Source organism: Pedomonas mirosovicensis (assembly GCF_022569295.1).
GTDB lineage: Bacteria > Pseudomonadota > Alphaproteobacteria > Sphingomonadales > Sphingomonadaceae > Pedomonas > Pedomonas mirosovicensis.
Map to the genome: position 1 here is coordinate 570001 of NZ_JAKFIA010000002.1, position 15788 is coordinate 585788.

The 15788-nt window shown below is 62.3% G+C and carries 11 protein-coding genes, 2 pseudogenes and 2 CRISPR repeat arrays (1 of these 15 running past the window's edge); of the genes and pseudogenes, 12 read left to right on the forward strand and 1 reads right to left on the reverse strand.

What is annotated here, in order from left to right; genetic code table 11:
- The 9 genes and pseudogenes from L0C21_RS15455 to cas2 all read left to right on the forward strand — a co-directional run.
- Nucleotides 1-563, forward strand: a pseudogene (locus L0C21_RS15455) (IS3 family transposase) (its annotated part extends 25 nt beyond the left edge of the window); the annotation flags it as partial.
- 158 nt (nt 564-721) lie between these two features.
- The gene (locus L0C21_RS15460; RefSeq protein ID WP_259279312.1) at nt 722-3064 is read left to right on the forward strand and encodes a CRISPR-associated endonuclease Cas3''; all 2343 of its coding nucleotides are present in this window, start codon (nt 722-724) and stop codon (nt 3062-3064) included.
- Nucleotides 3065-3277: 213 nt separating this feature from the next.
- Nucleotides 3278-3946 (forward strand): type I-C CRISPR-associated protein Cas5c, encoded by a 669-nt coding sequence (gene cas5c / locus L0C21_RS15465; protein WP_259279313.1) that lies wholly within the window; start codon nt 3278-3280, stop codon nt 3944-3946.
- Entirely contained in the window at nt 3891-5729 is a 1839-nt protein-coding gene (gene cas8c, locus L0C21_RS15470; protein WP_259279314.1) for a type I-C CRISPR-associated protein Cas8c/Csd1, read from the forward strand. The genes cas5c and cas8c overlap by 56 nt, the downstream gene beginning before the upstream one ends.
- Nucleotides 5726-6187: pseudogene (gene cas7c / locus L0C21_RS17055) on the forward strand (type I-C CRISPR-associated protein Cas7/Csd2); the annotation flags it as partial. The gene cas8c and the pseudogene cas7c, both read left to right, overlap by 4 nt.
- Nucleotides 6188-6255: 68 nt before the next feature.
- The gene (locus L0C21_RS17060) at nt 6256-6660 is read left to right on the forward strand and encodes a type I CRISPR-associated protein Cas7 (RefSeq protein WP_259279315.1); all 405 of its coding nucleotides are present in this window, start codon (nt 6256-6258) and stop codon (nt 6658-6660) included.
- Nucleotides 6661-6663: 3 nt separating this feature from the next.
- Nucleotides 6664-7311 carry a CRISPR-associated protein Cas4 gene (cas4, locus tag L0C21_RS15485; protein ID WP_259279316.1) on the forward strand — a complete coding sequence of 216 codons (648 nt, stop codon included), beginning with the start codon at nt 6664-6666 and terminating at the stop codon, nt 7309-7311.
- A gap of 25 nt (nt 7312-7336) precedes the next feature.
- On the forward strand, nt 7337-8377 hold the full coding sequence (gene cas1c, locus L0C21_RS15490) for a type I-C CRISPR-associated endonuclease Cas1c (RefSeq protein WP_259279317.1): 1041 nt from the start codon (nt 7337-7339) through the stop codon (nt 8375-8377).
- Nucleotides 8378-8386: 9 nt separating this feature from the next.
- Nucleotides 8387-8671, forward strand: a complete 285-nt coding sequence (gene cas2, locus L0C21_RS15495) for a CRISPR-associated endonuclease Cas2 (RefSeq protein ID WP_445557831.1) — start codon at nt 8387-8389, stop codon at nt 8669-8671.
- A 198-nt stretch (nt 8672-8869) separates the two neighbouring features.
- A CRISPR array of direct repeats spans nt 8870-10232; the repeat unit is 32 nt; unit sequence GTCGCCTCCCGCGCGGAGGCGTGGATCGAAAC.
- Between the two features lie 80 nt (nt 10233-10312).
- A CRISPR array of direct repeats spans nt 10313-10674; the repeat unit is 32 nt; unit sequence GTCGCCTCCCGCGCGGAGGCGTGGATCGAAAC.
- Nucleotides 10675-11288: 614 nt separating this feature from the next.
- Here the strand turns inward: cas2 and L0C21_RS15500 are convergent.
- Nucleotides 11289-11510, reverse strand: coding sequence for a transposase (locus L0C21_RS15500; protein ID WP_259279319.1), 222 nt, complete (start codon nt 11508-11510; stop codon nt 11289-11291).
- Nucleotides 11511-11948: 438 nt separating this feature from the next.
- Between L0C21_RS15500 and L0C21_RS16755 the strand changes: the two genes are divergently transcribed.
- From L0C21_RS16755 to L0C21_RS15510, 3 genes are all read left to right on the forward strand, one after another.
- On the forward strand, nt 11949-13043 hold the full coding sequence (locus L0C21_RS16755; RefSeq protein ID WP_310593404.1) for an ABC transporter transmembrane domain-containing protein: 1095 nt from the start codon (nt 11949-11951) through the stop codon (nt 13041-13043).
- A 65-nt stretch (nt 13044-13108) separates the two neighbouring features.
- On the forward strand, nt 13109-14170 hold the full coding sequence (locus tag L0C21_RS16760) for an ATP-binding cassette domain-containing protein (protein ID WP_310593405.1): 1062 nt from the start codon (nt 13109-13111) through the stop codon (nt 14168-14170).
- A complete protein-coding gene (locus L0C21_RS15510) occupies nt 14167-15609 on the forward strand; it encodes an HlyD family type I secretion periplasmic adaptor subunit (RefSeq protein WP_259279320.1) in 1443 nt (480 codons plus the stop codon). The genes L0C21_RS16760 and L0C21_RS15510 overlap by 4 nt, the downstream gene beginning before the upstream one ends.
- Nucleotides 15610-15788: the final 179 nt, after the last annotated feature.

Below are 15788 nucleotides of genomic sequence, written 5' to 3' on the forward strand. Positions count from 1 at the left end.
ATCAATGCTGGTCAATGGATTTTGTCAGCGATGCTCTCAGTGATGGCCGCCGGTTCCGGATCCTGACGGTCGTGGATAACTTCACGCGCGAATGTCTTGCCCTGATCGCCGATACGTCCCTGTCCGGCGCCAGGGTCTGCAGAGAATTGGACGCGATCATTGCCCGGCGAGGCAAGCCACGGCTGTGTGTCAGCGACAACGGCACTGAGTTCACCAGTGCCGCCCTCCTCAAATGGACTCAGGATCGCATGATCGACTGGCATTACATCGCCCCCGGCAAACCCACCCAGAACGCTTTTGTCGAAAGCTTCAATGGCCGCCTTCGCGATGAGTGCCTCAACGAGACGCTGTTCGCATCTCTGAGCCATGCCCGCCGGATCCTTGCCGATTGGCAGCATGACTACAACCATGTCAGGCCTCACTCGAGTTTGGGAGGTGCAACGCCAGCCGACATCGCTGGAAATAACTTCCGGCAACTGCCTCCGGGGCGCGCCCCGGAGGCAGTTGCCATCATAGCCCAATCAGGGCATCAACAGAAAAAGGCTCTACTTCAGGTCGGCTGAAATCTGGGGAGCAGGTCATGAAAAATATGTAATATTAGGTGTTTTATTTTGTTGGTTATTGTTATTTTGTTTTTTTGATTGGGCCGTTTCGATATGGTGTCGCCTGCTCATCTAAGAGAACCCCCATGCCTCTTGGACATTTAGGCGGAGGTTTGAGTATGTCATTCTCCATATTTTTTGCTCATTCCGTGAGTGATCAACCCGAGTGCTGCTGGGAGCCCCTCGGTGAACACCTCAAAGCTGTTGGAACGATGGCCGCTGAATTTGCCTCCCATTTCGGCGCAGGGCAGTTCGCACGAGCAATGGGACTCCTGCACGACATCGGGAAATGTTCTCAAGCCTACCAACGCTACATCCGCCACCCCCAAGATGGGGCATTGAAAGGTCCGGATCACAGCACCGCCGGCGCACAGGAGGCCTGTGCGGCCTATGGCAAGTTGGGCCGGTTGCTGGCGTTCGGGATTGCTGGACATCATTCAGGGCTGATAGATGGCATCAAGCTCAATGAGCGACTGGTCAAGACGGTGGAGGATTATTCGGGCTGGCCTGCAGAAGCAGGATCCCTTCCAGATCTTGCCGCGTTAGCCAATGAGCAGCGCCGGATCAGGGGTAATGGCATTCACCCGACCTTTTCTGGCGCCTTCTTCGTGCGCATGCTCTTTTCTTGCCTGGTCGACGCAGATTTCATCGCGACAGAGCGCTTCTATGATCGTGCGCACGGCAAGGCTCCACGGGCGCGCGGCGGTGTACTAAGACAAGAGCATCTCGATACGATCCGAAATTTTCTGGCCAGCCATCGGCGCGAAGACACGCCGGTCAATGTCTTGCGTTCGCAAATCCTGGACCATGCCAATGTGCAGGCCGCGCAGTCGCCTGGCCTGTTCACGCTCACTGTGCCGACGGGAGGGGGCAAGACGCTGACATCGCTGAGCTTCGCTGCCGAACACGCGCTGGCGCATGGGCTCCGCCGCATCGTCTATGTGATCCCCTTCACGTCAATCATCGAGCAGACGGCAGCGGTGTTTCGCGACGACGTGGGGCTCGTGGACGCCGTGCTTGAGCATCATTCAAGCTTTGATCCCGAGGGACGTGAGCCAGCCAGCGGCAATGACACCGAAAGGGAGGGTGCAGCAGGACTCGCTAAAATGCGCCGGGACACCGAGAACTGGGACGCGCCGATCGTGGTCACCACCGCAGTGCAGTTCTTCGAAAGCCTGTTCGCGGCGCGCACAAGCAAGGCGCGCAAACTGCACAACCTTGCCCGCAGCGTGATCGTGCTCGACGAGGCGCAGTCGATCCCTGTTCACCTGCTGCGCCCCTGCATGGCCGCAATCGACGAACTCGCGCGCAATTACGGCGCAAGCGTGGTTCTCTGCACAGCGACACAGCCCGCGCTGCGTGTGCTGGATGAGGCGCTGCCGCAGGCGTCGAATGGGAAGTGTGAGGGGCTGGACATTCCCGATCACCGGGAACTCGCGCCGCATCCGGCAGCGCTTTATTCGAAGCTCAGGCGCGTGCGGGTGGAATGGCTGCGCGAACCGGTGTGCGATGAGGCCGTGAGTGCACGCTTCGCCAACCAGCCGCAGATGCTGTGCATCGTCAACAGCCGCGCCCATGCGCGCGAGCTGTTTGGGCTGTTGCGTGAGCAAGGCCAGGAAGGCGCAGCGCACCTGACGACATTGATGTGCGCGCGGCATCGACGGCAAGTGCTGGCGCGATTGTGTGATGATCTGAAGAAGGGCCGGCCGGTCCGGCTCGTCGCCACCAGCCTGATCGAGGCCGGCGTGGACATCTCCTTCCCAGAAGTCTGGCGCGCCGTAAGCGGGCTTTCAAGCATCGCGCAGGCGGCGGGTCGCTGCAACCGCAATGGCGAACTGGGACCGCTGGGCGAGGCGCTGGGCAGAACCGTCGTGTTCGAACCCGCGGGACACAGGATGCCCGATGCGATCAAACCATTCTACCAGGCTGCGCGAGAAGTCTTGAAGCGCAACGATGACCCACTTGCTCTGGAGGCGGTGCGGGAATACTATCGCTGGCTCTACTGGGCGCAGGGCTATAAAGCGCTCGACCGCGCACATCTGGCACCCGGAGAAACGCTGGAGATCATGCGCGCGATCAAGGAGACGACAGAGAGCTTGGACTTCCCCTTCGCCAAGATTGCCCGTGCCTTCCGCCTCATCGACGAGGTTATGGACCCGATCATCGTGCCTTTCGATGACGATGCTCACAAGGCCATCAATGAGCTGCGATTTGCCGAACTCCCGCCAGCAGGCGTGCAGCGCAGGCTGCAACAATATGTCGTGCCTGTGCCGGCGAAGCTGCGGGCGGACTGGCTGGCGAAGGGCGTGGTGGAGGCGATCAGGCCTGACGATTACGGCGATCGCTTCATCGTTTTGGCCGAGGAGCGGCCGGGTGAGCTTCCGCCACTGTATGACCTCAATGCCGGTCTGCAGATCGATGGTGATCCTGCGATCAGGTCAGCGGAAAACAACATTTTCTAGGGTCAATGTTCTTATGGTTCAGGGACTGATCGAGCGCCTGTTCAATGTGGTTCCCTGCACAATGATGTCGCGCATGCAACGCGAGGCATTGCCAAAAATCATAACACTATCATACTATTGAGTCGCCTTTGGATGGTGAGGCGTTGATATCGGGGGAGTAATGACTGTCAGGCTGCACGTCTGGGGGAGCGTGCCTGCTTCACGCGCCCGGAGATGAAGGTCGAGCGCGTCAGCTACGACGTCATGACGCCATCGGCGGCGCGCGGCATTCTTGAGGCCATTCACTGGAAGCCGGCGATCCGCTGGCATGTTGATCGCATCCACGTGCTGCGCCCGATCTGCTTCCAGTCGTTGCGGCGCAACGAGGTAGGGGCCAAGGCGAGCGAGGCCAATGCCCGCAGCGCCATGAAGCGCGGCACGACCGAGGGTCTGGGCATTCTCGTCGACGAGAACCGCCAGCAGCGCGCGGCGCTGGTGCTGGTCGATGTCGCATATGTGATCGAGGCGCACTTCTCAATGACTGACAAGGCTGGACCGGAGGACACGCCTGCCAAGCACATTTCCATGTTCAACCGCCGCGCCCAGCAGGGCCAGTGCTTCCACCGTCCCTGCCTCGGCACGCGTGAATTCGCTGCCGAGTTCGAACTGCTGGGGCCGGACGATCCGCTTCCGGTCTACGACCCGCCGCTGACCGAGCGCGATCGTGATTTTGGCTGGATGCTGCACGATATCGACTTCGCTCGCGGTAATGAATCGCGCTTTTTTCGCGCGCAAATGATGGACGGCGTAATTGAGGTCCCCCCTTCCATGCGAAGGAGGTGGTGCAGTGACCATTCTGCAAGCGCTGGAACGCCACTATCATCGCCTGGCCGAGCGCGGTGAGATCTCCTCACCGGGGTGGAGCCGGGAGAAGTTCGGCTTTTGCGTCGTCTTGAGCCGCGATGGCGAACCGGTGGCAATGGAAGATTTACGAGACCTTCTGGGCAAGAAGCCGGTCAATCGGGAATTTACCGTTCCTGCATCCTTCAAGCGGTCAGGAAAGCGGCCGCCTCCCTTCTTTCTGTGGGACAAGACTTCCTATTCGCTGGGTGTTGGCGCTGAAGGAAAGGGGTGGAAGGAAACGCCTTTCCAGCATGGCTTGTTCAAGGAATACCACTTGAATCGGCTATCAAGGGAGGAAGACCCTGGGCTGCTTGCACTGGTCAGGTTCCTGCAGACCTGGGAGCCATCCGCATTCCGGGAAAGCTGTCTCAAGGAGATTGTCCCCGACGCCAATATCATGTTCCGCCTGGATGGTGACAGGGAATACCTGCATGAACGCGCGGCCGCACGGAGATTGGTTGAGGCTGGAAACGACAACGAGACGGACCAAGACCAGCAGGTCGGCTGGTGCTTAATCACCGGAGAGCAAGCTCCTATCGAAAAGTTGCATCCGGCGATCAAGGGCGTGGCAGCCAACAATCCTCCTCCTGGCGGCGGTCATTCATTAGTCTCGTTCAATCTCGACGCCTTTACGTCACTGTGCAAGACGCAGGGCGCCAATGCGCCAACTTCGAAGGGAGCGGCATTCCGCTACGGAACGACGCTCAACCACCTGCTGACGCGCGGCGGGCCGAATCGACTGCCACATCCGATCGGCGACGCCACCGTTGTGTTCTGGGCCGAGGCTGGCGATGACCAGGCCGATGCGTTGTTTGCCAACTGGCTTGGCGGGGATACGGCCGATGACGACGCCAGCGAAACGCGCAAGCTGCGCGAGCAGATGCAGGCGGTCGCCAGCGGCAAGCGAATTTCCGATGTTCTGCCGCAGATCGATCCCGACACCCGCTTTCACGTCCTCGGCCTGTCGCCCAACGCTGCGCGGCTTTCCGTGCGTTTCTGGCTCAGCGACACGATCGACGCCTTCGCGCACCGGCTTGCCCGGCACCACGAGGATCTGCGCATCGAGCCGACGCCGTTGAACTGGGGCGCGGCACCTTCCGTCAATTGCCTCCTCGTCAACACAACAGCGTTGCAGCGCGATTTCAAGAATATTCCGCCGCTACTCGCCGGGGAGGTGATGCGCGCGGTGCTTGGCGGCACACGCTATCCGCTGAGCCTCCTGTCCGCCGCCTTGATACGCCTGCGCGCAGGCGACAGCCCGGCAACGGGCTGGCACGCTGCCGTCATTCGCGCGGTGCTCGTGCGCCTCAAGCGCCGCCATTCTGAATTTCCTGAGGAAGGAGAGACTCCAATGAGCCTGAAGAGGGACCACGACAACGTGGGCTACCAACTCGGCCGGCTGTTTGCCGTTTATGAATTGGCGCAGCGAGCGGCACTGGGCCGCGTCAATGCCACGATCCGAGACAAGTACTTCGGCGCAGCTTCTGCAACGCCGGCCAGCGTCTTTCCATTGATCGTGCGGGGCGGGCAAAATCACCTTGCCAAGGTGCGCAAGGAAAAGCCCGGCTGGGCCAGCCTGATCGAGCGCGAGCTGGAGGAAATCCACAGCCATATCGAACCGGCAGCACCCCGCTCGCTGCCGCGCTCGCTGTCCCTGCAGGACCAGGGGGAGTTCGCTATCGGCTACTACCACCAGCGCGCGGCGAGCCTGTCCAACGGCAAGAATGAAAACATCGATCCGAAAGAGCTGGAAGACCTGCAAGGCGAAGGGGACGAAAAATGAGCAATCCCGTTACCAACCGCTACGAGTTCGTCCTCTATTTCGACGTGACGAACGGAAATCCCAATGGCGATCCAGACGCCGGCAACATGCCCCGGCTCGACCCGGAAACGAACCAGGGCCTCGTCTCCGACGTCGCGCTGAAGCGGAAGGTGCGCAACTACGTTGCGCTGGCGAAGGGAGATGGCCCCGGTTGTGATATCTACATGTCCGAGGGCGCGACCCTCAACAATCAGCACAGGAAGGCCTGGGCGGCGGTGATGCCGGAAGTCACCAAGGATGAGGAGCTCAAGAAGCTGCCTAAGGACCAGCAGAAGGCGCGAGAACTAACGAAGTGGATGTGCGCCAACTTTTGGGACATCCGTGCTTTCGGGGCTGTAATGTCGACCGGCGTGAACGCTGGACAGGTACGCGGGCCAGTGCAGTTCACCTTCGCCCGCTCGGTCGAGCCAATCCTGCCGCTGGAAGTGTCGATCACCCGCATGGCCGCGACCACCGAGAAGGACGCCGAAGACAAAGGGGGCGCACCATGGGGCGCAAGCATATCGTACCCTATGGCCTTTACCGCGCGCACGGGTTCGTCTCTGCCCCGCTGGCCAGCCATTCGACCAAGGGAACAGGCTTTTCCGAGGACGACCTCGAGCTGCTCTGGGAGGCGCTCGGCAACATGTTCGATCATGACCGGTCAGCCGCTCGCGGCGAGATGGCGACGCGCAAGCTCATCCTGTTTCGCCACGATAGCGCGCTGGGCAATGCCCAGGCGCAATCGCTGTTCGACCGGGTGAAGACCTGGCGTGTCCACGAAGGCGCGCGTCAGCACGTCGGCAGCCGTGCCACCGATAACTGGCCGCCAGCGCGTCACTGGTCCGATTATGCCGTGACCATCGACCGCGAAGGGCTGCCCGCTGGTGTTGAGGTGATCGAGCGGATTTGAGTGATGCTGCAGCCACCGCCGGACCCGGAAGCCGAAGAGGCACTGGTGCCTGTGTCTGCGCTGCAGCACTACCTCTTCTGTCCGCGCCAGTGCGCACTCATCCATGTCGAGCGCATCTGGGCGGAGGACGGTGCCACGGCGGAGGGACAATTGTTGCATGCCCGGGTGGACAGCGGCCGGCCTGACCGTCGAGCCGGCATCCGAACGGTGCGTGGGCTGACCCTTCGCTCATTCGCGCTGGGCCTCTCGGGCAAGGCTGACGCGGTCGAGTTCCACGGGACGATGCCTTATCCGGTCGAATACAAGCGCGGCCGCCCAAAGTCGCACCGCGCCGATGAGGTCCAGCTTTGCGCGCAGGCGCTGTGCCTGGAGGAGATGTTCGGCGTGACGGTGTCCGAAGGCGCGCTGTTCTACGGCCAGACGCACAGGCGGCAGGTCGTCGCCTTTGACGAGGAGCTGCGCGCTTTGACCGCGCGGATCGCCACGGAAACGCGCGGCATGATCACAGCGGGACACACGCCGCCGCCTCGGGCGACACCCGCTTGCCGACGCTGCTCACTCGCCGGTATGTGCCGCCCGCAAAAACTTGAAAGGCCGCCGGAAGTTGGGCGCTGGCTGCAACGCCAGCTTATGGCTCTGGAGGACGATTGAGCGCCAGCCGCAGGGAACATTCAGGATGCGTCGTCACCTCAACACGATCTACGTCACCACCGAAAACAGCTGGCTGCGCAAGGATGGCGCCAACATTGTTGTCGATGTCGACGGGGTCGAGCGCGGCCGCGTGCCGATGCACCTGGTCGACGGCGTGGTCAGCTTCGCGCGCCCGGGCGCTTCGCCCGCGCTGATGGCGGCCTGCGCCGAGGAAGGGATCGCGCTGTCGTTCCTGACACCCCAGGGCAAGTTCCTCGCACGCGTGGAGGGTCCGCGGACGGGAAACGTCCTGCTGCGTCGCACGCAGTACCGCGTTGCTGACGATCCGGGCCGGGCGGTGCCGATCGTGCGCGGCATCGTCACCGCCAAGGCGGCAAACCAGCGCACTGTGCTTCGCCGCGCCTTGCGCGATCATGGGGCTGCCATGGTGCCGGACGCCCGCGCCGCGATCGAGCGCGCCGAGCAGCGTCTCTCGCACGTTGCCCGACTGGCCGCCACCGCCGCGGACGTAGCCACGCTGCGCGGTTACGAGGGGGAAGCAGCCCAAGTCTATTTCGGGGCTTTTGACGCCATGGTGCAGGGTGATCGCGAGGCTTTCACCTTTCGCTGCCGCTCCCGCCGCCCTCCGCTCGACCGGATCAACTGTCTGCTCTCGTTCCTCTACGCGATGCTCGGCCATGACTGTCGCTCGGCGCTGGAAAGTGTCGGACTCGACCCTCAGGTGGGGCTGCTGCATGCCGACCGACCGGGCCGCGCCAGCCTGGCGCTTGATCTGATGGAGGAATTGCGCCCGGTGCTTGCCGATCGCCTGGCGCTCACGCTTGTCAACCGGGGGCAGGTGAAAGCGCGCGATTTCCACATCGACGAGGGAGGCGCAGTATCGCTGACCGATGACGGGCGCAAGGCAATTCTGGTGGCCTGGCAGGAGCGTAAGAAGCGTGAGCTACGCCATCCCTTCCTGGGCGAGACGATGCCGATGGGCCTCGTCCCTCATGTTCAGGCACTGCTGCTGTCCCGTCATCTGCGCGGTGATCTCGACGGCTATCCTCCCTTTCTGTGGAGATGAGAGATGCTCATGCTGGTGACCTATGACGTGAATACACAGGACCCTGCCGGCAGGCGTCGCCTACGTCGCGTCGCCAAGGCTTGCCAGGATCTCGGACAGCGTGTGCAGAACTCGGTGTTCGAATGCGAGGTCGATCCGGCGCAATGGGCGAAACTGCGCGCGCGTCTTCTTGAAGAGATCGACGCAGAAAAGGACTCGCTACGCTTCTATCGCCTGGGTGCAGACGGCAAGCGCCGGGTAGAGCATGTAGGCGCGAAACCAGCGATAGACCTTGATGGCCCCCTGGTGTTCTGAAGCTGGTAAGACCGTTGCCGCGCGAACCGGAAGCGGTAGACCTCCTCCCGGGAGATTCGCGATCAGGAAAAGTCATTAAAAGTTAATTGGTTATCTCATCGTAGGCATTTATTCTTTGGGTATGGCTCCTTTGAGGTCGAGAGGTTCGCGGAGCGAGGGCCATTTACTGTTCTTTCTCATCGTATTAATCATCATACCGTCGCCTCCCGCGCGGAGGCGTGGATCGAAACCAACCTGGGGCCAACACCAACGAGGCAATCACCGCGTCGCCTCCCGCGCGGAGGCGTGGATCGAAACTTGATCGAGGCCTGCCCCGCGACCAGGCGCGGGGGTCGCCTCCCGCGCGGAGGCGTGGATCGAAACACGTAGCCTGCCTGCTGCGCGCCCGGATCGAGAAGTCGCCTCCCGCGCGGAGGCGTGGATCGAAACACGCACCACAGCAAGGGCCGGCGCGCGCCGGAGGGTCGCCTCCCGCGCGGAGGCGTGGATCGAAACACGGCGCGGATGCGATCCATTGCGGCGCGCGCGCCGTCGCCTCCCGCGCGGAGGCGTGGATCGAAACTCGGATTCGGTCATTTCGGATCGCGCTTGCTGGCCTGTCGCCTCCCGCGCGGAGGCGTGGATCGAAACACCTGCTCGCCTGCGTCGTGGCGGCGCAGCATGTCGGTCGCCTCCCGCGCGGAGGCGTGGATCGAAACACGGCAGGGTCGCAGGGCACCACGCGCTACAACTGTCGCCTCCCGCGCGGAGGCGTGGATCGAAACCATGACATCCGCGGCACGGCCGTGACCAGGCTTGCGTCGCCTCCCGCGCGGAGGCGTGGATCGAAACTCGCGATCGGGGCATGGGTGACAGCGCAGAAGCACGGGTCGCCTCCCGCGCGGAGGCGTGGATCGAAACTTTGCGGCTTGCACAGACTGCAACGCTTTTACCGTCGCCTCCCGCGCGGAGGCGTGGATCGAAACGTAGCGCGCGCGTAGCCCGGGGCGGCGGACCCCCGTCGCCTCCCGCGCGGAGGCGTGGATCGAAACACGTTGTTGGCGAGGCTCGCCGGGTCTGCCGCAAGTCGCCTCCCGCGCGGAGGCGTGGATCGAAACACCGACGTGGTGGTGTTTGGGCGACGGACGGGCGGTCGCCTCCCGCGCGGAGGCGTGGATCGAAACACCAAAGATGATCGGCAAAACCGTCAAGAAAACCGTCGCCTCCCGCGCGGAGGCGTGGATCGAAACTCCCGGCATTGGCCGCCGTCGGCGGGGTCATCGGAGTCGCCTCCCGCGCGGAGGCGTGGATCGAAACTCGGCTGGCGACGGCTAACGACCGGAAGCTCTCATGTCGCCTCCCGCGCGGAGGCGTGGATCGAAACCCGCAGCCGCCCGACCGTGACGGCCAGAATGGTGGTCGCCTCCCGCGCGGAGGCGTGGATCGAAACAGGGCATTTCGAACGTGGCGCTGTTCGGTGAGGGGTCGCCTCCCGCGCGGAGGCGTGGATCGAAACACGTCTATGGGAATTGACTTGTCCACATCGGCAGTCGCCTCCCGCGCGGAGGCGTGGATCGAAACACCACACCCGCCACGTCGCGCCGCTGGTGGAGGCGTGGATCGAAACAGCTTAAGAATCGAGGCCAGTTGCTGACCGTCCGGGTCGCCTCCCGCGCGGAGGCGTGGATCGAAACTCGGGCCAGGTGCCGGTGAATGTGCAGGGCGCGCGTCGCCTCCCGCGCGGAGGCGTGGATCGAAACTTGGCGTCGATGTCTTCTTCGTCATCTCCGGCTCGTCGCCTCCCGCACGGAGGCGTGGATCGAAACGGGTCGCGGGCAAGTATGTCGACCACGGTACATCGTCGCCTCCCGCACGGAGGCGTGGATCGAAACAGCCACGGCAGCGGCGCGGGCCTGCTCCGTGCTGGTCGCCTCCCGCACGGAGGCGTGGATCGAAACCCTGGCATCCCGCGGAACACCACCACACCGCCAAGTCGCCTCCCGCGCGGAGGCGTGGATCGAAACTTCCGGCTGGTCATTGGCATAGATTGTCACGCTGTAGATGATCTGGCGGATGATGCTGGAGGCTTGCGGACGGATTGCTTCGTCCTCGAGGGACCGGGTAAGGTTGACAACCTTCTCCCGATAGAGGCGCGCAAGCGCGCCGCTGTCCGGGATGGAGAGCTGCGGTGCCGGGCACGAGTTGGAGGCCAGTTGCTGCAACCGAGCGAGCTCTGCGTCCGCCTCGCGTGAGAGGCTGTCGGCCGGGCGTCCGGTTGGCCCTGGTGAACCGGTAACGGTCAACCAGTTCGTATTAGGCGGCGCGCTGTCCTATGAGATCGATCTTTGGGGCCGTATCCGTAGCGCTGTGCATGCCGCGCAAGCGGACGCCGATGCGGAAGCCGCCAATTTATAGTCAGCCCGCCTCAGTCTTCAGGCGGCGGTTGCCAATCTCTATATCCGGCTGCGCGGAATCGAGGCGGAGCAAATGCATCGCCTTCGGCCGCGGGAACCTTGACCGACCGGCTGTTCACGATCGCTGCGAATGGACTGTGCTCCCGACCTTCTCGTTCCTGATCGAGCATAAGGACAACGTCATGGATCGTGCAGAATAGAAACAGCCAAACGAAACAATGAAATCACCAGTACACCGTTTGCCAGGGCGGGAAATCATGCGGCAACATCCGCCAGCCCCCGCCCGAGCGGGCTAGATAGCGCAGCGCATTCAGCACTTCCCGCAGATCTGCCTGTGGCCTGCAGCCACGCCGGGCCACCTTCGGCAGAAAGGGCTGGATCAGCGTCCATTCCTCGTCCGTCAGATCCGTTGGATAACGCTTCGTCTCGTTGGTGATCTTGGCCATCCGGCCGCGGCTCTCTGCTGTTCACATTCAAAGTGTAAATCACAGCAGAATTTCACGCGCAAGATATTCGCAAACAGACTCTAAGTGTCAGGAAATAATCTGGCCAATGGCTGGACGACGGACGCCGTCTATTGAAGAGAGAATGATGTGCATGGCGTCCGCTGTGTGGTCTGCCAACAGAAATCCTATTACTCACTTTTCCACGTCTTCAGCAGTGTTCTGGCCAGCTAATTATCTATCAGGCTACCTGAACGAGTGGGTCGGAGCCTGAGATAGGTCCAGATATGTATAAGTAAGAAACAAACTAGCTTGTACGCGGCACTTATTAATGCCAAAGGCTTATAAAAGTTGTTGCACGGGTGTTATTAACAGAGGTTAGGCCCAGTCCGTATCGCTTAGTGAGGGGACAGTGATTACGGTATTTTATGGCAGCCGAGGTTGCTCGGCGGCATGAAAGGAAATTTAACGGACGAGAATGAAGTTGCAGCCCGTGAAATGGCCGCTGACGCCCCAAAGGCTGGCGATGCGGCACTGGCTTGCTTCATTCTGATGCTCAAGTTCCTGCGTGTTCCCGCCGATCCGGAGCAGCTCCAGCACGAACGCGGACGCGGCACAGAGCCTTTCACCTTTCAGGATCTCCTGCGCGCTGCCAAGCGCCTTAGCGTTGAGGCGAAGCATAAGCGTGCAGCAATTGACCGCTTGGAGCGGCTGCCGCTGCCGGCCATCGCCAAGCTCAGAGGGGCAGGTGAGGCGGATGGCGAGGCCGTCCTCCTGTTGCGCGCGGAGCGCGAAAATGACAGCGTTAGACTGCTCATTCAGCGTCCCTATGCCGATGGTCCCGAGGTTCTTGACGCCCGGCAGGCGAAGGCGCTGTTCACTGGCGATATTCTGCTGCTGACCACGCGGGAGCGTCTTGCTGGTCAGACCCGCACATTCGACGTGTCATGGTTTATCCCGGCGCTGGTCAAGTACCGCAAGCCGCTGCGCGATGTGCTGCTCGCTTCTTTCTTCATTCAAATCATCGCCCTGGTTTCACCAATCTTCTTCCAGCTGGTGATCGATAAGGTACTGGTGCACCATGCCCTGACCACCTTGCACGTGCTGGCGGTTGGGCTGGCGGTCGTCAGCATTTGGGAAATTCTGCTCTCAGGCCTGCGAACCTGGCTGTTCGCCCATACGACGAACCGGATCGATGCGGAACTGGGAGCCCAACTGTTCCGTCATTTGCTCAACCTGCCGCTCAGCTATTTCGAGGCGCGCCGGGTCGGTGACAGCGTAGCCCGCGTGCGGGAGCTGGAGACCATCCGCGAGTTCCTGACCTCGAATACCCTGACGCTGGTGATCGACCTTGTCTTCACCATCGTCTTCTTCGCGGTGATGTACGCCTACTCGCCGCTGCTGACGCTCGTCGTGGTCTTCTCCATTCCGCTTTACATTGTGATCTCGGTGCTGATCACGCCGCCGCTGAGAGCCCGGCTTGACGAGAAGTTTAAACGGGGGCTGAGAACCAGGCCTTTCTGGTCGAGACGGTGACGGCCGTCGGCACGCTCAAGGCCATGGCCGTCGAGCCGCACATGCGTGACAAGTGAGAGCGCCAGTTGGCGGGCTATACCCAGACCGGCTTTGCCGTCACCCGCCTTGCCAACTGGGGCAGCCAGCTGGTGCAGCTGGTCTCGAAGCTGACAACCGTTGCCATCCTCTACTTCGGCGCGAGCCAGGTGATCGAAGGCGCACTCACCGTCGGGGCGCTCGTCGCCTTCAACATGTTTGCCGGGCGCGTATCGGCGCCAATCCTGCGCTTGTCGCAGCTCTGGCAGGATTTCCAGCAGGTCCGAATTTCAGTCGAGCGTTTGGGCGACGTGCTGAATGCCCCGGCTGAACCGGAGCACAACCCGAACCGAGCCAGCCTGCCGCCGATCAAGGGCAAGATCGAGTTCGAGCGGGTGCGATTCCGCTACCGCCCGGATACGCCCGAGGTGCTGAGTGAGGTCAGCCTCACTATCGAGCCCGGCGAAATGCTCGGCATCGTCGGACCGTCTGGCTCAGGCAAGTCGACCCTGACCAAGCTGATCCAGCGTCTCTACGTGCCTGAATCGGGCCGCGTGCTGGTTGACGGTGTCGATCTGGCGCTGGTCGATCCGGCCTGGCTGCGCCGTCAGGTCGGCGTCGTCCTACAGGAAAACATCCTCTTCAACCGCACGGTCCGCGACAACATTGCCCTGTCCGATCCGACGCGTCCCATGCAGGCGGTGATGGCGGCGGCCAAGCTGTCCGGGGCCCATGAGTTCATCCTGCAGTTGCCCCACGGCTATGATACGATCATAGACGAGCGCGGCGCGAACCTCTCTGGCGGGCAGCGCCAGCGCATCGCCATAGCCCGGGCGCTTATCACCAATCCGCGCATTCTGATTTTTGACGAGGCGACCTCGGCGCTCGACGCGGAATCCGAGGAGATCGTCCAGAAGAACCTGCGCATGATCGCGCAGGGACGCACCGTCATTATCATCGCCCACCGGCTCAGTGCCGTGCGGCCGTGCGACCGCATCATCACGATCGAGAAGGGCCGCATCACCGAGATGGGCAACCACGACAGCCTGCTGCGGGCCGGCGGCCGCTATGCCGAGCTTTACCGGCGGCAGATGGGAGTGCCCGCCGAATGACGTTCGCGACGCTCTCCGAGAAGCTTCCCGGCTTTGCCCATCACTGGCGGGTACTGAGGGCCGCCTGGGCGCAGGAAAATGAGCGCAGCGCGCATGAGAAGCCCCAAGAGGAGACCCAGTTCCTGCCGGCGGCTCTTGAGATTATCGAAACCCCGCCGAGCCCGATGCTGCGCGCGCTGCTGCTGGCGCTGTGCGGTCTCGTTGTGCTGGCGCTGCTCTGGTCGATCATCGGCAAGCTGGACACCGTTGCCGTTGCGGCAGGCCGGACCATCCCTGAGGGCTATGTGAAGGTGATCTCCTGGGGCGGTGTTGGCAGTGAGATGGGTTCGACCGGCATCGTGCGTGCCATCCACGTGAGGGAAGGACAAAGGGTCGAGAAGGGCCAGCTTCTCATTGAGCTTGACCCGACTGTCGCCGGAGCGGATGCTGCCCAGGCCGAGCGCAGCCTCCTCTCGGCCGAGGTTGAGAAGGCCCGGGCGGCTGCCATCGTCGCTTACCTCAACGGCAAGCCGCCGGTCTTTAACCCGCCCGAAGGCGCGCCTGTTGAGACGATTGCCACCCAGCGCACCCTCATCTCGGCGCTGATTGCCGAATATGAGGCCAAGCGCGCAAGCCTCCTGCAAACACGGGAGGAACATCAGTCGGAACTGGCCGGCGCGGAGCTGGAGCGCACCAAGCTTGAAGAGACCCTGCCGTTTCTGGAAAAGCAGGTGCTGGCCCGCCGACAGCTGGCGGAGAAGGGGCTGTCCTCCAAGCTCCTCCTTTGGGAGCTGGAGGAGCAGTTCATCGACCGCAAGCGCAGCGTCGAGGTGCAGGAAAAGGCGGCCGCCAAGGCCCGCGCGGCGATTGCCAGCATTAACGAGCAACTGGCGCAGCTGCGCCAGGAGTTCGCGCGGCAGACCTTGGGTGGGCTGGTCGAGGCGCAGGATCAGGCGAGCCTCAGTGCCGAGGAAATCAAAAAGGCGGACCAGCGCCGGGTGCTGCAGGAGCTGCGTGCGCCGGTTGCCGGAACGGTGCAGCAGCTGGCCGTCCACACTATCGGCGGCGTCGTCCAGCAGGCCCAGCCGCTCATGATGATCGTGCCGGACGGCGGCAACCTCATCGTTGAGGCGCAGATCCTTAACAAGGATATGGGCTTTGTGCGGGAGGGCCAGCCGGTTGCGGTCAAGCTCGAGGCGTTCTCCTTCACGGAATACGGCTACATCGAAGGCGTGCTCGAGCACATCAGCCCCGATGCCCTGCAGGATGAAAAGAAGGGCCTCGTCTATACTGCACGCGTGCGGCTCAAGCAGAAGACCATCACCGCCAACGGCCGCACCATCCCGCTCACGCCCGGCATGGCGGTTCAGGCGGACATCAAGACCGGAGAGCGCCGTATTATCCAGTACTTGCTGAGCCCGATCATGAAGACGATTGAGGAAGCGGGGAGGGAACGATAATGCGTAGAAAATTACGTTATTCGCGAATTCTGCTTGCCGTTTTCCTGTTTGTTAGTGCCACATCTCCCGTTCTGGCAGTCAGCGAGCTAGCAGCTCAAAGATGCAAGATATGGGCGAGGGAGGCTGGCACAAACTTTTCTCTGAACCGGCAGCGCCTCCCGCTGCGGTGGCCTGATGTT